The 15,203-nt window shown below is 71.2% G+C and carries 11 protein-coding genes; 4 read left to right on the top strand and 7 right to left on the bottom strand.

All coding sequences use genetic code 11. The features are described from left to right. Positions 1-15 precede the first annotated feature (15 nt). From nuoL to nuoN, 3 genes are read left to right on the top strand one after another with little or no spacing between them, the layout of a single operon-like run. Positions 16-1,980 carry an NADH-quinone oxidoreductase subunit L gene (gene nuoL, locus ACIBL4_RS08775; RefSeq protein ID WP_399407794.1) on the top strand — a complete coding sequence of 655 codons (1,965 nt, stop codon included), beginning with the start codon at positions 16-18 and terminating at the stop codon, positions 1,978-1,980. 5 nt (positions 1,981-1,985) lie between these two features. Then, entirely contained in the window at positions 1,986-3,557 is a 1,572-nt protein-coding gene (locus ACIBL4_RS08770) for an NADH-quinone oxidoreductase subunit M (RefSeq protein WP_399407792.1), read from the top strand. After that, entirely contained in the window at positions 3,554-5,203 is a 1,650-nt protein-coding gene (gene nuoN / locus ACIBL4_RS08765) for an NADH-quinone oxidoreductase subunit NuoN (RefSeq protein ID WP_399407790.1), read from the top strand. Before ACIBL4_RS08770 ends, nuoN begins: the two co-directional genes overlap by 4 nt. A 75-nt stretch (positions 5,204-5,278) precedes the next feature. Here the strand turns inward: nuoN and ACIBL4_RS08760 are convergent, their stop codons facing one another. Next, positions 5,279-5,881, bottom strand: coding sequence for a Uma2 family endonuclease (locus ACIBL4_RS08760; protein WP_399407788.1), 603 nt, complete (start codon positions 5,879-5,881; stop codon positions 5,279-5,281). 226 nt (positions 5,882-6,107) lie between these two features. Between ACIBL4_RS08760 and recQ the strand changes: the two genes are divergently transcribed. After that, positions 6,108-8,186, top strand: coding sequence for a DNA helicase RecQ (gene recQ / locus ACIBL4_RS08755; RefSeq protein WP_399407786.1), 2,079 nt, complete (start codon positions 6,108-6,110; stop codon positions 8,184-8,186). 44 nt (positions 8,187-8,230) lie between these two features. On the opposite strand, the gene ACIBL4_RS08750 is transcribed toward recQ, so the two are convergent. From ACIBL4_RS08750 to ACIBL4_RS08725, 6 genes are read right to left on the bottom strand one after another with little or no spacing between them, the layout of a single operon-like run. Further along, positions 8,231-11,077 (bottom strand): fumarate reductase/succinate dehydrogenase flavoprotein subunit, encoded by a 2,847-nt coding sequence (locus ACIBL4_RS08750; protein ID WP_399407784.1) that lies wholly within the window; start codon positions 11,075-11,077, stop codon positions 8,231-8,233. Positions 11,078-11,088: 11 nt separating this feature from the next. Then, the gene (locus ACIBL4_RS08745; RefSeq protein ID WP_399407782.1) at positions 11,089-11,880 is read right to left on the bottom strand and encodes an ABC transporter ATP-binding protein; all 792 of its coding nucleotides are present in this window, start codon (positions 11,878-11,880) and stop codon (positions 11,089-11,091) included. After that, positions 11,864-12,760, bottom strand: coding sequence for an ABC transporter permease (locus tag ACIBL4_RS08740; RefSeq protein WP_399407780.1), 897 nt, complete (start codon positions 12,758-12,760; stop codon positions 11,864-11,866). Before ACIBL4_RS08740 ends, ACIBL4_RS08745 begins: the two co-directional genes overlap by 17 nt. Next, positions 12,757-14,103: an ABC transporter substrate-binding protein gene (locus ACIBL4_RS08735; RefSeq protein WP_399407778.1), complete on the bottom strand. Its 1,347-nt coding sequence runs from the start codon at positions 14,101-14,103 to the stop codon at positions 12,757-12,759. Before ACIBL4_RS08735 ends, ACIBL4_RS08740 begins: the two co-directional genes overlap by 4 nt. Positions 14,104-14,118: 15 nt before the next feature. Further along, positions 14,119-14,346 (bottom strand): ferredoxin family protein, encoded by a 228-nt coding sequence (locus ACIBL4_RS08730; RefSeq protein ID WP_003992261.1) that lies wholly within the window; start codon positions 14,344-14,346, stop codon positions 14,119-14,121. A gap of 33 nt (positions 14,347-14,379) precedes the next feature. After that, the gene (locus ACIBL4_RS08725) at positions 14,380-15,168 is read right to left on the bottom strand and encodes a GntR family transcriptional regulator (RefSeq protein WP_399407775.1); all 789 of its coding nucleotides are present in this window, start codon (positions 15,166-15,168) and stop codon (positions 14,380-14,382) included. Between the last annotated feature and the right edge of the window lie 35 nt (positions 15,169-15,203).

The raw sequence follows: 15,203 nt of genomic DNA, 5'->3' as shown, positions 1-15,203 counted from the left end.
GGGGTCGGAAGAATCGTGGAGAACCTCATCGCGCTGCTGGTGGTGGCGCCCCTGCTCGGAGCGGCGGTCCTGCTGTGCGGCGGACGCCGGCTGGACGCCGTGGGCCACTGGCTCGGCACGCTGCTCGCGGCCGCCTCCTTCGTGCTCGGCCTGGTGCTGTTCAGCGACATGCTCGCCCAGGACCCCGAACACCGCGTCATGTCCCAGCACCTGTTCAGCTGGATCCCCGTCGAGGGCTTCCAGGCGGACGTCGCCTTCCAGCTCGACCAGTTGTCCATGACGTTCGTGCTGCTGATCACGGGCGTCGGATCGCTGATCCACCTCTACTCCGTCGGGTACATGGAGCACGACGAGCGGCGCCGCCGCTTCTTCGGCTACCTGAACCTGTTCCTCGCGGCGATGCTGCTGCTCGTCCTCGCCGACAACTACCTGCTGCTGTACGTCGGCTGGGAGGGCGTCGGTCTCGCCTCCTACCTGCTGATCGGCTTCTGGCAGCACAAGCCCAGCGCCGCGACGGCCGCGAAGAAGGCCTTCCTGGTCAACCGCGTCGGCGACATGGGCCTGTCTATCGCGATCATGCTGATGTTCCTGTGGTTCGGCACCTTCGCCTTCGGGCCGGTGCTCGGCGACCACGCGGAGGCCGGGCTCGCCGGTGCCGCCGGTGAGGACAAGCTGACCGCGATCGCGCTGATGCTGCTGCTCGCCGCCTGCGGCAAATCCGCCCAGGTGCCGCTGCAGTCCTGGCTCGGGGACGCGATGGAGGGCCCGACCCCGGTCTCGGCCCTCATCCACGCCGCGACCATGGTGACGGCGGGCGTCTATCTGATCGTCCGCTCCGGGGCCGTCTTCAACGGCGCGCCGGACGCGCAACTCGTCGTCACGATCGTCGGCGCGGTCACGCTCCTCTTCGGTGCGATCGTCGGTTGCGCGAAGGACGACATCAAGAAGGCCCTGGCCGGTTCGACCATGTCGCAGATCGGCTACATGATCCTCGCCGCGGGCCTCGGCCCCATCGGCTACGTCTTCGCGATCATGCACCTCGTGACGCACGGCTTCTTCAAGGCCGGGCTGTTCCTCGGTGCCGGTTCGGTCATGCACGGCATGAACGACGAGGTGGACATGAGGAGGTACGGTGGCCTGCGGAAGTACATGCCGGTCACCTTCGTCACCTTCGGTCTCGGTTACCTGGCCATCATCGGCTTCCCGGGCCTGTCCGGCTTCTTCTCCAAGGACAAGATCATCGAGGCGGCGTTCGCCAAGGGCGGCACCGAGGGCTGGATCCTCGGCGCCTGCGCCCTGCTCGGCGCGGCCATCACCGCGTACTACATGACGCGCGTGATGCTGATGACGTTCTTCGGCGAGGAGCGCTGGCGCAACGCCCCGACGCCGTCCCCGGCCGAACCGGACGTGGAGCCCGCCGCCGAGACCCGCGGCGAGTACACCCCGCCGCACCCGCACGAGTCGCCCAAGGTCATGACGATCCCCATGATCGTGCTGGCCGTCGGGTCGGTGGCCGGCGGTGCGTTCTTCAGCATCGGCGACCGCTTCCTGCACTGGCTGGAGCCGATCACCGGGCACAGTCACGGCAACCCGCCGATCAGCGCGGGTGTGGTCACCGGCGCGACCGTCGCGTGCATGATCATCGGTGTCGCCCTCGCCTGGGCGCAGTACGGCCGCCGCCCGGTCCCGGCCGTCGCCCCGCGCGGCTCGCTGCTCACCCGGGCCGCCCGGCGCGACCTGCTCCAGGACGACTTCAACCACGTCGTCCTGGTCCGCGGCGGCGAGCACCTCACGCGGTCCCTGGTCTACGTCGACCACACCCTGGTCGACGGCGTCGTCAACGGCACGGCGGCCTCGGTCGGCGGCCTCTCCGGGCGGATGCGCAAGCTGCAGAACGGCTTCGCCCGCTCCTACGCGGTCTCGATGTTCGGCGGCGCGGCGGTCATCGTCGCCGCGACCCTGCTGATGAGGGCGGTCTGATACCGATGTCCTTTCCTCTGCTGACAGTGACAGCGGCGCTCCCGGCCGTCGGAGCGATCGCCGCGGCCGCCGTACCGGCCGCGCGGCGCACCGCCGCCAAGTGGCTGGCGCTGCTCTTCTCGCTCGCCACGCTCGTCCTGGCGATCACCGTCCTGGTGCGCTTCGACCCGGACGGCGACCGCTACCAGCTCACCGAGTCCCATGCCTGGATCGCGGACTTCGGTGTCCGCTACGAACTGGGCGTGGACGGCATCGCGGTCGCGCTGATCGCGCTCACGGCCCTGCTGATCCCGTTCATCATCCTCGCGGGCTGGCACGACGCCGACCCGCTGGAGACCGGCAGCACCCGGTGGCGGCCCACGCAGGGCTTCTTCGCCCTGATCCTCGCCGTCGAGGCGATGGTGATCCTCTCCTTCGAGGCCACCGACGTCTTCCTCTTCTACATCTTCTTCGAAGCCATGCTGATCCCGATGTACTTCCTCATCGGCGGCTTCGGGGACCGTGCCCACGAGCACGGCGAGAAGACGGCGGCGACACAACGGTCGTACGCGGCGGTGAAGTTCCTCCTCTACAACCTGGTCGGCGGCCTGATCATGCTGGCCGCGGTGATCGGCCTGTACGTGGTCGCCGGGAACTTCTCCCTCCAGGAGATCGCCGCCGCCCGCGCCAACGGCTCGCTCGACATGGCGACCAACACCGAACGCTGGCTGTTCCTGGGCTTCTTCTTCGCCTTCGCGGTGAAGGCGCCGCTGTGGCCGCTGCACACCTGGCTGCCCAACGCGATGCAGGAGTCCACCGCCCCGGTCGCCGTACTGATCACGGCGGTCGTCGACAAGGTCGGCACCTTCGCGATGCTCCGCTTCTGCCTCCAGCTGTTCCCGGAGGCCAGCAAGTGGGCGACGCCCGCGATCCTCGTCCTGGCCCTGATCAGCATCATCTACGGGGCGCTGCTCGCGGTCGGCCAGCGGGACATCAAGCGGCTGATCGCCTACGCGTCGATCTCCCACTTCGGCTTCATCATCATGGGCATCTTCGCGATGACCAGCCAGGGCCAGTCCGGTGCGACGCTCTACATGGTCAACCACGGCATCTCGACCGCCGCGCTGATGCTGGTGGCGGGCTTCCTGATCTCCCGGCGCGGCTCGCGGCTCATCGCCGACTACGGCGGAGTGCAGAAGGTCGCTCCGGTGCTGGCCGGCACGTTCCTGATCGGCAGCCTCGCGACCCTCTCCCTGCCGGGACTGGCGCCGTTCGTGAGCGAGTTCCTGGTCCTGGTCGGCACGTTCACGCGCTACCCGGTGATCGGCATCATCGCCACCTTCGGCATCGTCCTCGCCGCGCTCTACACCCTCGTTCTCTACCAGCGGACGATGACCGGGCCGGTGAAACCCGAGGTCAGCGCGATGCCGGACCTCAGGGTGCGTGAACTCGTGGTCGTCGCCCCGCTGGTCGCACTGCTGATCTTCCTGGGCGTCTACCCGAAGCCCGTCACGGACATCGTCAACCCCGCGGTCAAACAGACCATGTCCGACGTACAGAAGAAGGACCCCCAGCCCGAGGTGGAGGCGGCCAAGTGAGCGCAACAGCCGTCCACAGCCTGTGGACAACCGCGGCCGAGCCGATCACCAAGATCGACGCGCCGAAGTTCGAGTACGGACAACTGGCGCCCACGCTGATCGTCGTCGGAGCGGCGATCGTCGGGATCCTCGTCGAGGCGTTCGTACCGCGCACATCGCGTTATTACGTCCAGATGTTCGTGTCCGTCGTCGCGCTCGCGGCCGCCTTCGCCGCGGTCGTCGCCCTCGCGGCCGACGGCTACGGCACGACCAAGGCGCGCATCGCGGCGATGGGCGCGATCGCCGTCGACGGACCGGCCCTCTTCCTCCAGGGCACGATCCTGCTGGCGGCCCTGGTCGGCCTGTTCACCTTCGCCGAGCGGCGGCTCGACCCGGTGGTGCACGGCAACCGGGTCGACTCCTTCGCCGCGCAGCCCGCGTCCGTGCCGGGCAGCGAGAGCGAGAAGGCGGCCGTCAAGGCCGGGTTCACCACCACCGAGGTGTTCCCGCTGCTGCTGTTCGCCGTCGCCGGCATGCTGATCTTCCCGGCGGCCAACGACCTGCTGACGCTCTTCGTGGCGCTGGAGGTCCTCTCGCTCCCGCTGTACCTGCTGTGCGCGCTGGCCCGCCGCAAGCGGCTGATGTCACAGGAGGCGGCGGTCAAGTACTTCCTGCTCGGCGCGTTCGCCTCCGCGTTCACCCTGTTCGGCATCGCCCTGCTGTACGGCTACGCGGGCTCGATGTCGTACGCGACGATCGCGCGGGTCGTCGACGGTACGGTCGCGGACGTCAACCCGGCGCTCGCGGACACCATGGGCAACGACGCGCTGCTGCTGATCGGTGCCGCGCTGGTGGTGATGGGCCTGCTGTTCAAGGTGGGCGCGGTGCCGTTCCACATGTGGACGCCGGACGTGTACCAGGGCGCGCCGACGCCGGTGACCGGATTCATGGCGGCGGCGACGAAGGTGGCGGCGTTCGGCGCGTTGCTGCGGTTGCTGTACGTGGTCCTGCCGGGCCTGCGCTGGGACTGGCGGCCGGTGATGTGGGCCGTGGCGATCGTCACCATGCTGGGCGGTGCGATCGTCGCGATCACGCAGACCGACATCAAGCGGCTGCTGGCGTACTCGTCGATCGCGCACGCCGGGTTCATCCTCGCGGGTGTCATCGCGACCACGCCCGACGGTGTCTCGTCGGTGCTGTTCTACCTGGCCGCGTACTCGTTCGTGACGATCGGCGCCTTCGCGGTGGTCACGCTCGTGCGCGACGCGGGCGGCGAGGCGACGCACCTGTCCAAGTGGGCGGGGCTCGGCCGGCGTTCGCCGCTGGTGGCGGCCGTGTTCGCGGTGTTCCTGCTGGCCTTCGCGGGCATTCCGCTGACCTCCGGCTTCGCCGGGAAGTTCGCCGTGTTCAAGGCGGCGGCGGAGGGCGGGGCCGCCCCGCTCGTCGTGATCGGTGTGATCTCGTCGGCGATCGCGGCGTTCTTCTACATCCGCGTCATCGTGCTGATGTTCTTCAGCGAGCCGCGGCCGGAGGGGCCGACGGTGGCCGTGCCGTCGCCGCTGACGATGACGGCGATCGGGGTCGGTGTGGCGGTCACGCTGGTGCTCGGTGTGGCGCCGCAGTACTTCCTGGATCTGGCGGGGCAGGCGGGGGTGTTCGTGCGCTGACGCTCCGCTTGCTGTGAGACAGCGGCCCGGTTCCCCTCAGGGGGTGCCGGGCCGCTGACATGTGGGTAGTGGCGGTTACTCGCCGCTCTTGCGGCGCGGTTTGATGCCGGTGAGATCCAGATCCACGGGGAACGGGGCGCTGACCTTCATCCGCTCACGGAAGATCCCGGTGCTGGTGTACGCACCTGTGGTGGGCTCCAGCTCGAAGGCGTGCACCGCGGCGAGGCCCTTCTCGTTCTCCACACGCCAGTAGTGGGGGATACCGGCCCGGGCGTACTTCAGCGGCTTGGTCTCGCGGTCCCGGGAGACGGAGTCCGCCGAGACGACCTCGATGGCGAGCAGGACGGACTCCGCCGGATAGCGGGTCTGCTCGGGATCCTCCACCACGTCGCCGCGTACCACGATCACATCCGGCCCGGGGCGGTTCTGGCGGTCGATATCGATGGTGAATTCGCGAATGACCTCGAATTCCGAGGGGGCCAGAGACTGGAGCTGCCATTCGAAGAAACTCACAGCGCGCGAGTGGAACAGGGTCTGCGGACTCACGAAGACCAGGCTCCCGTCGATCAGTTCCGTGTGCGGAGGCAGATTCGGGAGGCGGTCCAGGTCGTCGGCGGTCCAGCCGCCTTCCGGCGGGGTCGGCCAGGTGGGCGTGGACGCCTTCGGTGCGACGCTCATCAGTGCTCCCATGGGACGGAGTCTCGCCGGGTCTTTCAGACTATCGGGCGGAAACGGGCGGGGTCTCCCGCGAACGTGTGAACGACGATCGTGTCCTTGACGCAGGCGTTCGGGGCGGCCTGTGGATAACTCCGGGGCTGTCGGTGCGGGCGCCTATGGTGGACGCAGTGGTCGAGGCGCGACGCACGGGGGACGCAACGATGGGCGCTACGGGCGGGACGGTGTGATGACGGAACTGGACGCGGTGACCGGGAGCGGGACCGGGATCGGTGCGGGCGGCGGCCCCGCCGGGCCCCTCGGCGCCGACGCGAGCGAGGCGGTGGCCGCGCTGCGCCGGGTCTTCGGCTATGAGGCCTTCCGCGGTGAGCAGGAAGCCGTCATCGACCATGTCGTGGCGGGTGGCGACGCTGTCGTGCTCATGCCGACCGGCGGCGGCAAGTCGTTGTGCTACCAGATCCCGTCCCTGGTCAGGCCCGGTACGGGTGTGGTCGTCTCCCCGCTCATCGCCCTCATGCAGGACCAGGTGACCGCGCTGCGGGCCCTGGGCGTGCGGGCCGGGTTCATGAACTCCACGCAGGACTTCGACGAGCGGCGGATGGTCGAGGCCGAGTTCCTCGCCGGCGAGCTGGACCTGCTGTACCTGGCGCCGGAGCGGCTGCGTCTGGAGAACACGCTCGACCTGCTCTCACGCGGGAAGATCTCCGTCTTCGCGATCGACGAGGCGCACTGCGTGTCCCAGTGGGGCCACGACTTCCGGCCGGACTACCTGACGTTGTCGCTGCTCGGGGAGCGCTGGCCGGACGTACCGCGGATCGCGCTCACGGCGACGGCCACGCGGGCGACGCACCAGGAGATCACCGAGCGGCTGAACATGCCGGCGGCCCGGCACTTCGTGGCCAGCTTCGACCGGCCCAACATCCAGTACCGGATCGTGCCGAAGGCGGACCCGAAGAAGCAGCTGCTGAGCTTCCTGCGCGAGGAGCACGCGGGCGACGCGGGCATCGTCTACTGCCTGTCGCGCAATTCGGTCGACAAGACCGCCGAGTTCCTCAGCCGCAACGGCATCGAGGCGGTGCCGTACCACGCGGGGCTGGACGCGGGGACGCGCGCGGCCCACCAGTCCCGCTTCCTGCGGGAGGACGGCCTGGTCGTGGTGGCGACCATCGCCTTCGGCATGGGTATCGACAAGCCGGACGTACGTTTCGTCGCCCACCTCGACCTGCCCAAGTCGGTCGAGGGCTACTACCAGGAGACGGGCCGGGCCGGGCGTGACGGGCTGCCGTCGACGGCCTGGATGGCGTACGGACTGAACGACGTCATACAGCAGCGCAAGCTGATCCAGTCGGGCGAGGGCGACGAGGCGTTCCGGCGGCGGGCCCAGGCCCACCTGGACTCGATGCTGGCGCTGTGCGAGACGGCCCAGTGCCGCCGGGGCCAGCTCCTCGCCTACTTCGGCCAGGACCCGGACCAGCCTGCCTGCGGCAACTGCGACACCTGCCTGACCCCGCCGGAGACCTGGGACGGCACGGTCGCGGCACAGAAGGTGCTCTCGACGGTGGTGCGGCTGCAGCGGGAGCGCGGGCAGAAGTTCGGCGCGGTGCAGATCGTCGACATCCTGCTGGGGAAGCGGACCGGCAAGGTCATCCAGTTCGACCACGACCAGCTGTCGGTGTTCGGCATCGGTGACGATCTGACCGAGGGCGAATGGCGGGGCGTGATCCGGCAGTTGCTGGCCCAGGGGCTGCTCGCGGTGGAGGGCGAGTACGGCACGCTGGTGCTGACCGAGGCGAGCGGGGCGGTGCTGCGGCGGGAGCGGGAGGTGCCGCTGCGCAAGGAGCCGAAGAAGCCGGTGACCTCCCGGTCGGGGTCCTCGTCGTCCTCGGGCCCGGGGCGGGGCGAGCGCAAGGGCAAGACGGTCGCCGCCGAGCTGCCCGAGGAACTGCTGCCGGCCTTCGAGGCGCTGCGCGCCTGGCGGGCCGAGCAGGCTCGCGAGCAGGGCGTCCCGGCGTATGTCATCTTCCACGACGCCACGCTGAGGGAGATCGCCACGGTGTGGCCGGGCTCGGTGCCTGAACTGGGCGGGATCAGCGGCGTGGGGGAGAAGAAGCTCGCGACGTACGGGGAGGGCGTGCTGGAGGTACTCGCGTCGCTGGGCGGGCCGGCAGGCTCCGCTCCCGCGGGCGACTCACCCTCGGCCCAGGCGTCCGGCCGGGCTCCGGCTCGCGCCGCCGCCGGTCAGGACGCGGGGGAGCCGGATCACTGGCCGGAGATGGACGCGGAGCCTGAGCCCGACGACTGGATATAGAGCCGGGCTCCGGCCACGTCATAGGGAGTGGTGAGCCGGGCCGGTCACAACGCCCGTGCCGCGTACGCCCTGACATCCGCGTCGGAGTCCGTCGTGGCCGTGGCGAGGGCCGCGTGGGCCTCCTCGGTGGCGCGGTGCCGGGTCAGGGCCAGCACGGCGGCCTTGCGGACATCGGCGTTGGCGTCCGCGAGGGCCTTGGCGAGGGCGGGGACGGCCGGCGCGGGGTCGGCGACGGACAGGGCTGTTGCCGCTCCGGCCCGCACCTGCCAGGCCTGCTCGGACAGGGCGGCCAGGGCGCGCGCGGTGAGGTGTGCCGGGCAGCCGGTGGCACCCAGTGCTCCGTAGGCCGCTGCGCGGACCAGGGCGTCGGGGTCGTCGAGGAGGCCCGTGAGGGCCGTGGCGATCGCGTCGGCGGCGGGGTCGGCGCTCGACGGGAGGTCATCCGCCAGACGCTCCGCACCCACCGTGGCCAGTCCCTTGGCGATCGCCACCCGGATCTCGCGGGACGGGTCGGTGGCCGCCGCTCGGGCCAGTTCGCCGGCGGCGTCGACCGACACCAGTGCGCGCACGGCCTCGATGCGGACGGCGATATCGGAGTCGGTCAGGGCGTGGGCGAACAGGGCGGTGTCGCCGAGGCGCAGGGCGCGCAGGACGTCCAGTGCGGCGGCGCGGACCACCGGGTCGGGCTCGGCCAGGGCGGCGGCGAGGCCGTCGCGCAGGTCGGGCTCGGGCGGGAGCGTCTCGACGAGCTCGCGCAGTGACGCGGCCGCGGTGGCACGGACCTCGGCGGCGGTGTCGCGCAGGGCGGCGGCGAGGGCGGGGCCGGTCCCCGGCGGCAGCGTCTCGGTGAGCACGGCGACCGCCTCACGCCGGACCGCGGGCACGGGGTCGGTCAGGTAGGGCTGGAGGGCGGCGAGTTCGGGCTCCTCATCGGCGAGCGCGACGAGTTCGAGGAGGCGGGCGGAGGACTGCCCCGGGGTGGGATCGGAGGATTGCTCCAGGGCGGGATCGGAGGACCCGCACCGCTCACCCGGGGTCCCCTCCTGCTCAGCGCCTTCCGCCCCGTCCCGCGCCGCCACCGGTGCCAGATCCCGCGATCCCGCCGTCGCCACGTCCTCGGCGTGGACCTCGCCGAGGAAACGGGACTGGCCGCCGACGGGGGTGAAGCCGTCGACCGGGACGAGATAGGGAGCCACGGGACGGGCCGTGAACTCCATCGCACCAGAGGGGGACTTGTGCAGATCGAGATGGTGGAACCAGGACGCGTCGTCGCGAGCGGGATGGTCGAGGCGGTCGTGGTAGAGACCCCAGCGGGACTCCGTGCGGGCCAGGGAGGACCGCGCGGCCATCTCCGCGCAGTCGCGGATGAAGGTGACCTCCGCGCAGCGCATCAGCTCGTGCGCGGTGCGGGCGCCCATCGCGGCGATGTCGGCGCGCATCCGCTCGAACGCCTCCAGGGCCAGCGACAGCCGGGCACCGGACTTCGGCGGGGCCACGTAGTCGTTCACGAAGCGGCGCAGCTTGTACTCGACCTGGGGCTGCGGCGGGCCGTCGGGGTTGCGCAGCGGGCGGTAGATCAGCTCGTGCGCCTCCCGGAGCTGTTCATCGGGCAACTCCCCTTCGTACGCGGAGTACTGGGACGCGTCCGCGCCGGCCAGGTCGCCGAAGACGAACGCGCCGATCATGTAGTTGTGCGGGACGCAGGCCAGGTCGCCGGCCGCGTACAGGCGGGGGACGGTCGTGCGGGCGTGGTCGTCCACGCGGACGCCGGAGGCGGAGTGGCCGCCGCACAGGCCGATCTCGGAGATGTGCATCTCGACGTCGTGGGTGCGGTAGTCGTGGCCGCGGCCGGAGTGGAAGGTGCCGCGGGTCGGGCGTTCGGTCGAGTGGAGGATCGTCTCCAGGGCGGAGACGGACTCCTCGGGGAGATGGCTCAGCTTCAGGTAGACCGGGCCCCGGTCGGACGCCACCTCCGCCGCGAACTCGGCCATCATCTGGCCGGACCAGTAGTCGGAGTCGACGAAGCGTTCACCGTGCCGGTTGACCTGGTAGCCGCCGAAGGGGTTGGCGACATAGGCGCAGGCGGGCCCGTTGTAGTCCTTGATCAGCGGGTTGATCTGGAAGCACTCGATGCCGGTGAGCTCGGCGCCCGCGTGGTAGGCCATGGCGTAGCCGTCGCCCGCGTTGGTGGGGTTCTCGTAGGTGCCGTAGAGGTAGCCGGAGGCGGGCAGGCCGAGGCGGCCGCAGGCGCCCGTCGCGAGGATCACCGCGCCCGCGCGGACCTGGACGAACCGCCCTGTACGGGTGTTGAAGCCGGCCGCCCCCACGGCCCGCCCCCCGGCCGTGAGCACGCGCACCGGCATCACCCGGTTCTCGATGCGGATCCTCTCCCGCATCTCGCGCCGCCGCAGCTGCCGGTAAAGGACCTTCTTGACGTCCTTGCCCTCCGGCATCGGCAGGACGTAGGAGCCGGAGCGGTGGACCTGGCGGACCGCGTAGTCGCCGTGCTCGTCCTTCTCGAACTTCACTCCGTACGACTCCAGCCGCTGCACCATGGCGAAGCCGCGCGTGGCGGTCCGGCGGACGGTGGACTGGTCGACGATGCCGTCGTTGGCGCGGGTGATCTCGGCGACGTAGTCGTCGGGCTCGGCGCGGCCCGGGATGACCGCGTTGTTGACGCCGTCCATGCCCATGGCGAGCGCGCCGGAGTGCCGGACGTGGGCCTTCTCCAGCAGCAGCACGTTCGCGCCGTGCTCGGCGGCGGTCAGGGCCGCCATGGTGCCGGCGGTGCCGCCGCCGATGACGAGGACGTCGCAGGTCAGTTCCTCGGCGTCGCTCAGGGACGGGACGGCCAGGGGAGTGTCCGCAGGGCGGTTCACGGAGGTGGTCACCGGGGTGCCTTTCACGTACCGAGCGAGGTGAGGACGTCGCGCCGCAGGGCCAGGCGCGCCGGGTCGTCGTGCGCGCCGCGCTCGCGCGGGCGTGGCACGTCCCGTACGGCGACGAGGCCGCCCGCGCCGAGCAGGGCCACGCGGTCGCCGAGGAAGAGCGCCTCGTCCACGTCGTGGGTGACGAAGACGACGGTCGCGCCGGTGCCGTGCAGCACCTCGACCAGCAGGTCCTGCATGCCCGATCGGGTCTGCGCGTCGAGCGCGCCGAACGGCTCGTCCATCAGGACGGCGCGGGGGCGGGCGGCCAGGGCGCGGGCCAGCTGGACGCGCTGGCGCTGGCCACCGGAGACCCGGTGCGGCAACTGCCGTGCCTGCGTGCCGAGCCCGACCCGCTCCAGCCAGGCCTGGGCCTGTTCCCGGCGCTCGGCGCGGGTCACGCCGCGGATGGCGAGGGGGAGTTCGACGTTGGCGCGCAGAGTGCGCCAGGGGAGCAGGGCGTCCTCCTGGAAGACCAGGGCGCGGTCGGCCGAGGGACCGGTCAGCGGGTGCCCGTCCTGGGTGATCTCCCCGGCGAGCGGCGGCAGCAGGCCGGCCAGGGTGCGCAGGAGGGTCGACTTGCCGCAGCCGGAGGGGCCCACGACGGTGAGGATCCCGCCGGGGGCGATGTCCAGGTCGACGCCGTCCAGGGCGGGCGCGCCGGGGCGGCCGAGGGAGGCGCCGGACAGGGTGAGCCGGGTGCCGCGGACCGGCGCGGCGGCGGCTCCGGGCGAGGTGTTCAGGGCGGTGTCAGACGAGGTGCTCATCGCGTGCCTCCTCGGATGCGGGCCCGCCCGTTACGGCGGCGGGGGCGTCCGGCGCGGGTTTCGCGGACCGGACGGGCAGGGCGGACCGGGCGGGCCTGGGCGGCCGGACGCCGGGGACGTACGCGGTGCGGGGCAGCCAGCGGGTGAGGCGGCGGCCGAGCAGTTCCACGGCCGTGGAGGTGACCCAGCCGAGCAAGCCGATGGTGACCATGCCGACGAACACGCCCGGGTAGTCGACGACGGTGTAGTCCTGCCAGGTGCGGTAGCCGACGCCGTACTGGCCGGAGATCATCTCGGCGGAGATCACGCAGATCCAGGACACACCGATACCGACGGACAGGCCGCCGAACACCCCGGGCAGCGCGCCCGGCAGGACGACGGAGCCGAGGATCCGCCACCGGCCGCCGCCCATGGTGCGCACCGCCTCCTCCCACGTGGGGGTCAGCGCGCGCACCGCGTGCCGGGTCGAGACCAGGACCGGGAAGAAGGCGGCGGCACAGGTGATGAAGACGATGCCCTGTTCGTTGGAGGGGAAGAGCAGGATCGCGACGGGGACGAGCGCGATGGCCGGGATCGGGCGGACCACCTCCAGCAGCGGGCCGAGCAGGTCCTCGGCGAGACGCGAGCGGGCCACGAGCACGCCCGTGGCCACGCCCAGGACGGCGGCCAGCAGGAAGCCGGTGAGGATCCGGGTGAGGCTGTCGGTGAGGTCCGTCCAGTAGTCCGGCCCGGACAGCCGGGCGGCGAAGGCCCGGGCCACGTCGGTGACCGTCGGGAACTGCGAGAACCGCAGCCACAGGTCGATGTTCAGGCTGGTCAGCGCCTGCCACAGGCCGAGGGCGGCGGCCAGCGACAGCATGCGGAGCACAGAGCGCCTCACGACGCCCGCTCCAGGGCGTCGGCGTACGGGACGACCCGCGCCCCGCCGTGCCCGGCGACGTAGGCCTGCGCGGTGTCGGGGGCGACGAAGGGCAGCAGCTTGTCGCCGTCGGCCACCCACACGGCCTTGTCGGCGAACCAGAGGGTTCCGGTGGTGGTGTCGGGGACGTAGGCGGCGCGCAGGGCGTCGCGGTGCCCGGCCGCGTAACGCAGCAGCTGAGAGGGGGAGTTGAAGGTGAGGGTCTTCGAGGCGCCCTTGGGCCAGGCCTCGCTCGCGGCCGGTGCGGGCTTCGTGGCGAGACGCCCGGCGTACGCCGTCGGCCCGAGGGCCTTCTTCACGTACTGGTCGTCGACGAAGGAGTCGACGTCCACGTCGCCGGTGAGTTTCGCCGACTTGAGGACCGAGACGTCCTGCTTCAGCGCGGAGACGAGCTGGGGCTTGATCGCCGGGTCGAAGGTGGCGATGCCGTGAGCGCCGTTGTAGAGGTAGACGACCTCGGCGGGCAGCCCCGTCGCCTTCGCGACCTTCTCGGCGGCGTCCACCGGGTGGTCGTTCAGGTAGTCCGTCGCCTCCGCCTGGGCCTTCAGGAACGCCTCCAGCACGGCCGGCCGCTCTTTCGCGAACTCCTCGCGGGAGGTGACGCCGTGGAACGTGGGCAGGTCCAGCCGGGCGCCGTCGTAGATCGCCTTCGCCTTGCCCTGGTAAGTGAGCAGGCCCGGCCAGGCGACGAACTGCGACAGCGCGTTCGTGCTGCCCGCCGCGAGGGCGGAGGCGCCGACGGAGGGCTGCTGGTTGAGTTTCTCGATGCCGCTGTCCGGGTCGATGCCGGCGCGCTGGAGGGCCCGTACGAGGGTGCCGTCGGCGGCCGAGCCGACGCTCGTGGAGACCTTCTTGCCCTTCAGGTCCTTCAGCGAGCCCAGCTTCGAACCGGGCGCGGTGACGATGGTGTTGAGGCCGCCGCGCAGGTTGTAGCCGGTGACCGAGACCAGCCGGGTCGGGCTGTTCAGCTGCTTGCCGCGGGCCGCGTTGATGAGCAGCGGGAAGTCGCCCATCGAGCCGATGTCGATCTTCCCGGCGGTCATCTGGGCGGTGATGGGTGCGCCGGTGGCGTAGTCCTGCCAGTCCACCTTGTACCGGACGCCGTCGTGCAGGGAGTTCAGCTGCTTCTCGAAGGAGCCGAGGGAGCGCAGGAGGGTGCCCGCCGTGACGGTGTTGATCGTCCTGGACTGGTAGCCGACGGTGACGGTGACCGTGGAGCCGCTGCCGGCCTCGGCGTCACCGCCGCAGGCGCTGAGCGGGAGCAGGAGGACGACGGCGGATATCGCGACTGCTGTGCGTTTCATGGCGGTTCGGGCCTCTCACCGGAGCAGATAGGGCATGTTGACCGTGACGGCTCCGGTGGGGCAGCGGGCCGCGCACGGGCCGCAGTACCAGCACTCGTCGACATGCATGTACGCCTTGCCGTTGCGCTCGTCGATGGCGAGGGAGTCCAGCGGGCACATGTCCACGCAGAGCGTGCAGCCGTCGATGCACTTCGACTCGTCGATGGTCACGGGCACGTCGGCCCGCTGGGGCGCCAAGGGCATGGCTGTCTCCAGGAGTGTGCGCGAACGGGTGGGTCAGACGGACCGGTGCAGCAGGCCGCTCATGGTGATGCGGTCGCCGCGGAACCGGATGAACTCCAGGTCGACCGGGCGGCCGTCCGCGAGGTGGGTGAGGCGTTCCAGCATGAGGACGGCGGCACCGCGCGGGGCCTCGAGCACGGCGGCCGAGTGGGTGTCCGCGCTGACCGCTTCCAGGGTGATCTCGGCGTGGCCGAGGGGCCGGCCGGTGACGGCTTCCAGGAGGCGGAAGACGTCGGTGTTCTCCAGGTCGGCGCCGAGCAGTTCGGTGCCGATGTCGAGGGGGATGTAGGTGAGGTCGAGGGACAGGGGGAGGCCGTTCAGGCGGCGCAGGCGTTCGATGTAGAGGACGTCGGTGCCGGGCGCGAGGTGGAGGCGTCCGGCGACGGGCGCGGGTGCCGGGGCGGGGCCCATGGTGCGGACCTCGTTGGTGACCCGGCCGTGTTCGCGGAGGGTTTCCGCGAGACCCATCAGACGGTCGAGGCCGTGGGGGTACTTCTGGGCCACGACCACGGTGCCGACGCCGGGCCGGCGTGCCACGAGGCCCTCGGCCCGCAGCAGGTCGAGCGCCTCGCGGACCGTGTTGCGGCTGGTGCCGTAGTCGGTGGCGAGGGCCGACTCGTGGGGGAGGGTGCCGTCGGGGAAGGCGTCCGTGAGCAGTTGCCGGCGGAGCAGGTCGGCCAGTTGCCGGGCCCGGTCGGCGCGCATCCGGCGCCGCGCGCGGTGGGCGGCGACGGTGGTCGCGGCTCCCTGGCCGGCGTGGTCTCGGATGCGGTCGCTGGGCATGGCTCGGACCATACCTACCCGATAGGAAAAGTGGT

This window comes from Streptomyces sp. NPDC050416, from assembly GCF_044458845.1.
Lineage (GTDB): Bacteria > Actinomycetota > Actinomycetes > Streptomycetales > Streptomycetaceae > Streptomyces.
Note: the sequence above shows the minus strand (reverse complement) of the source record. Positions and strands in the feature narration are given on the sequence as shown.

Excerpts from the sequence above, each read along its gene's own strand:
- ACIBL4_RS08770 (WP_399407792.1), top strand. The coding sequence starts at position 1,986 with ATGTCCTTTCCTCTGCTGACAGTGACAGCGGCGCTCCCGGCCGTCGGA.
- ACIBL4_RS08760 (WP_399407788.1), bottom strand. The coding sequence starts at position 5,881 with ATGAGCGTCGCACCGAAGGCGTCCACGCCCACCTGGCCGACCCCGCCG.
- recQ (WP_399407786.1), top strand. The coding sequence starts at position 6,108 with ATGACGGAACTGGACGCGGTGACCGGGAGCGGGACCGGGATCGGTGCG.
- ACIBL4_RS08745 (WP_399407782.1), bottom strand. The coding sequence starts at position 11,880 with ATGAGCACCTCGTCTGACACCGCCCTGAACACCTCGCCCGGAGCCGCC.
- ACIBL4_RS08735 (WP_399407778.1), bottom strand. The coding sequence starts at position 14,103 with ATGAAACGCACAGCAGTCGCGATATCCGCCGTCGTCCTCCTGCTCCCG.
- ACIBL4_RS08730 (WP_003992261.1), bottom strand. The coding sequence starts at position 14,346 with ATGCCCTTGGCGCCCCAGCGGGCCGACGTGCCCGTGACCATCGACGAG.
- ACIBL4_RS08725 (WP_399407775.1), bottom strand. The coding sequence starts at position 15,168 with ATGCCCAGCGACCGCATCCGAGACCACGCCGGCCAGGGAGCCGCGACC.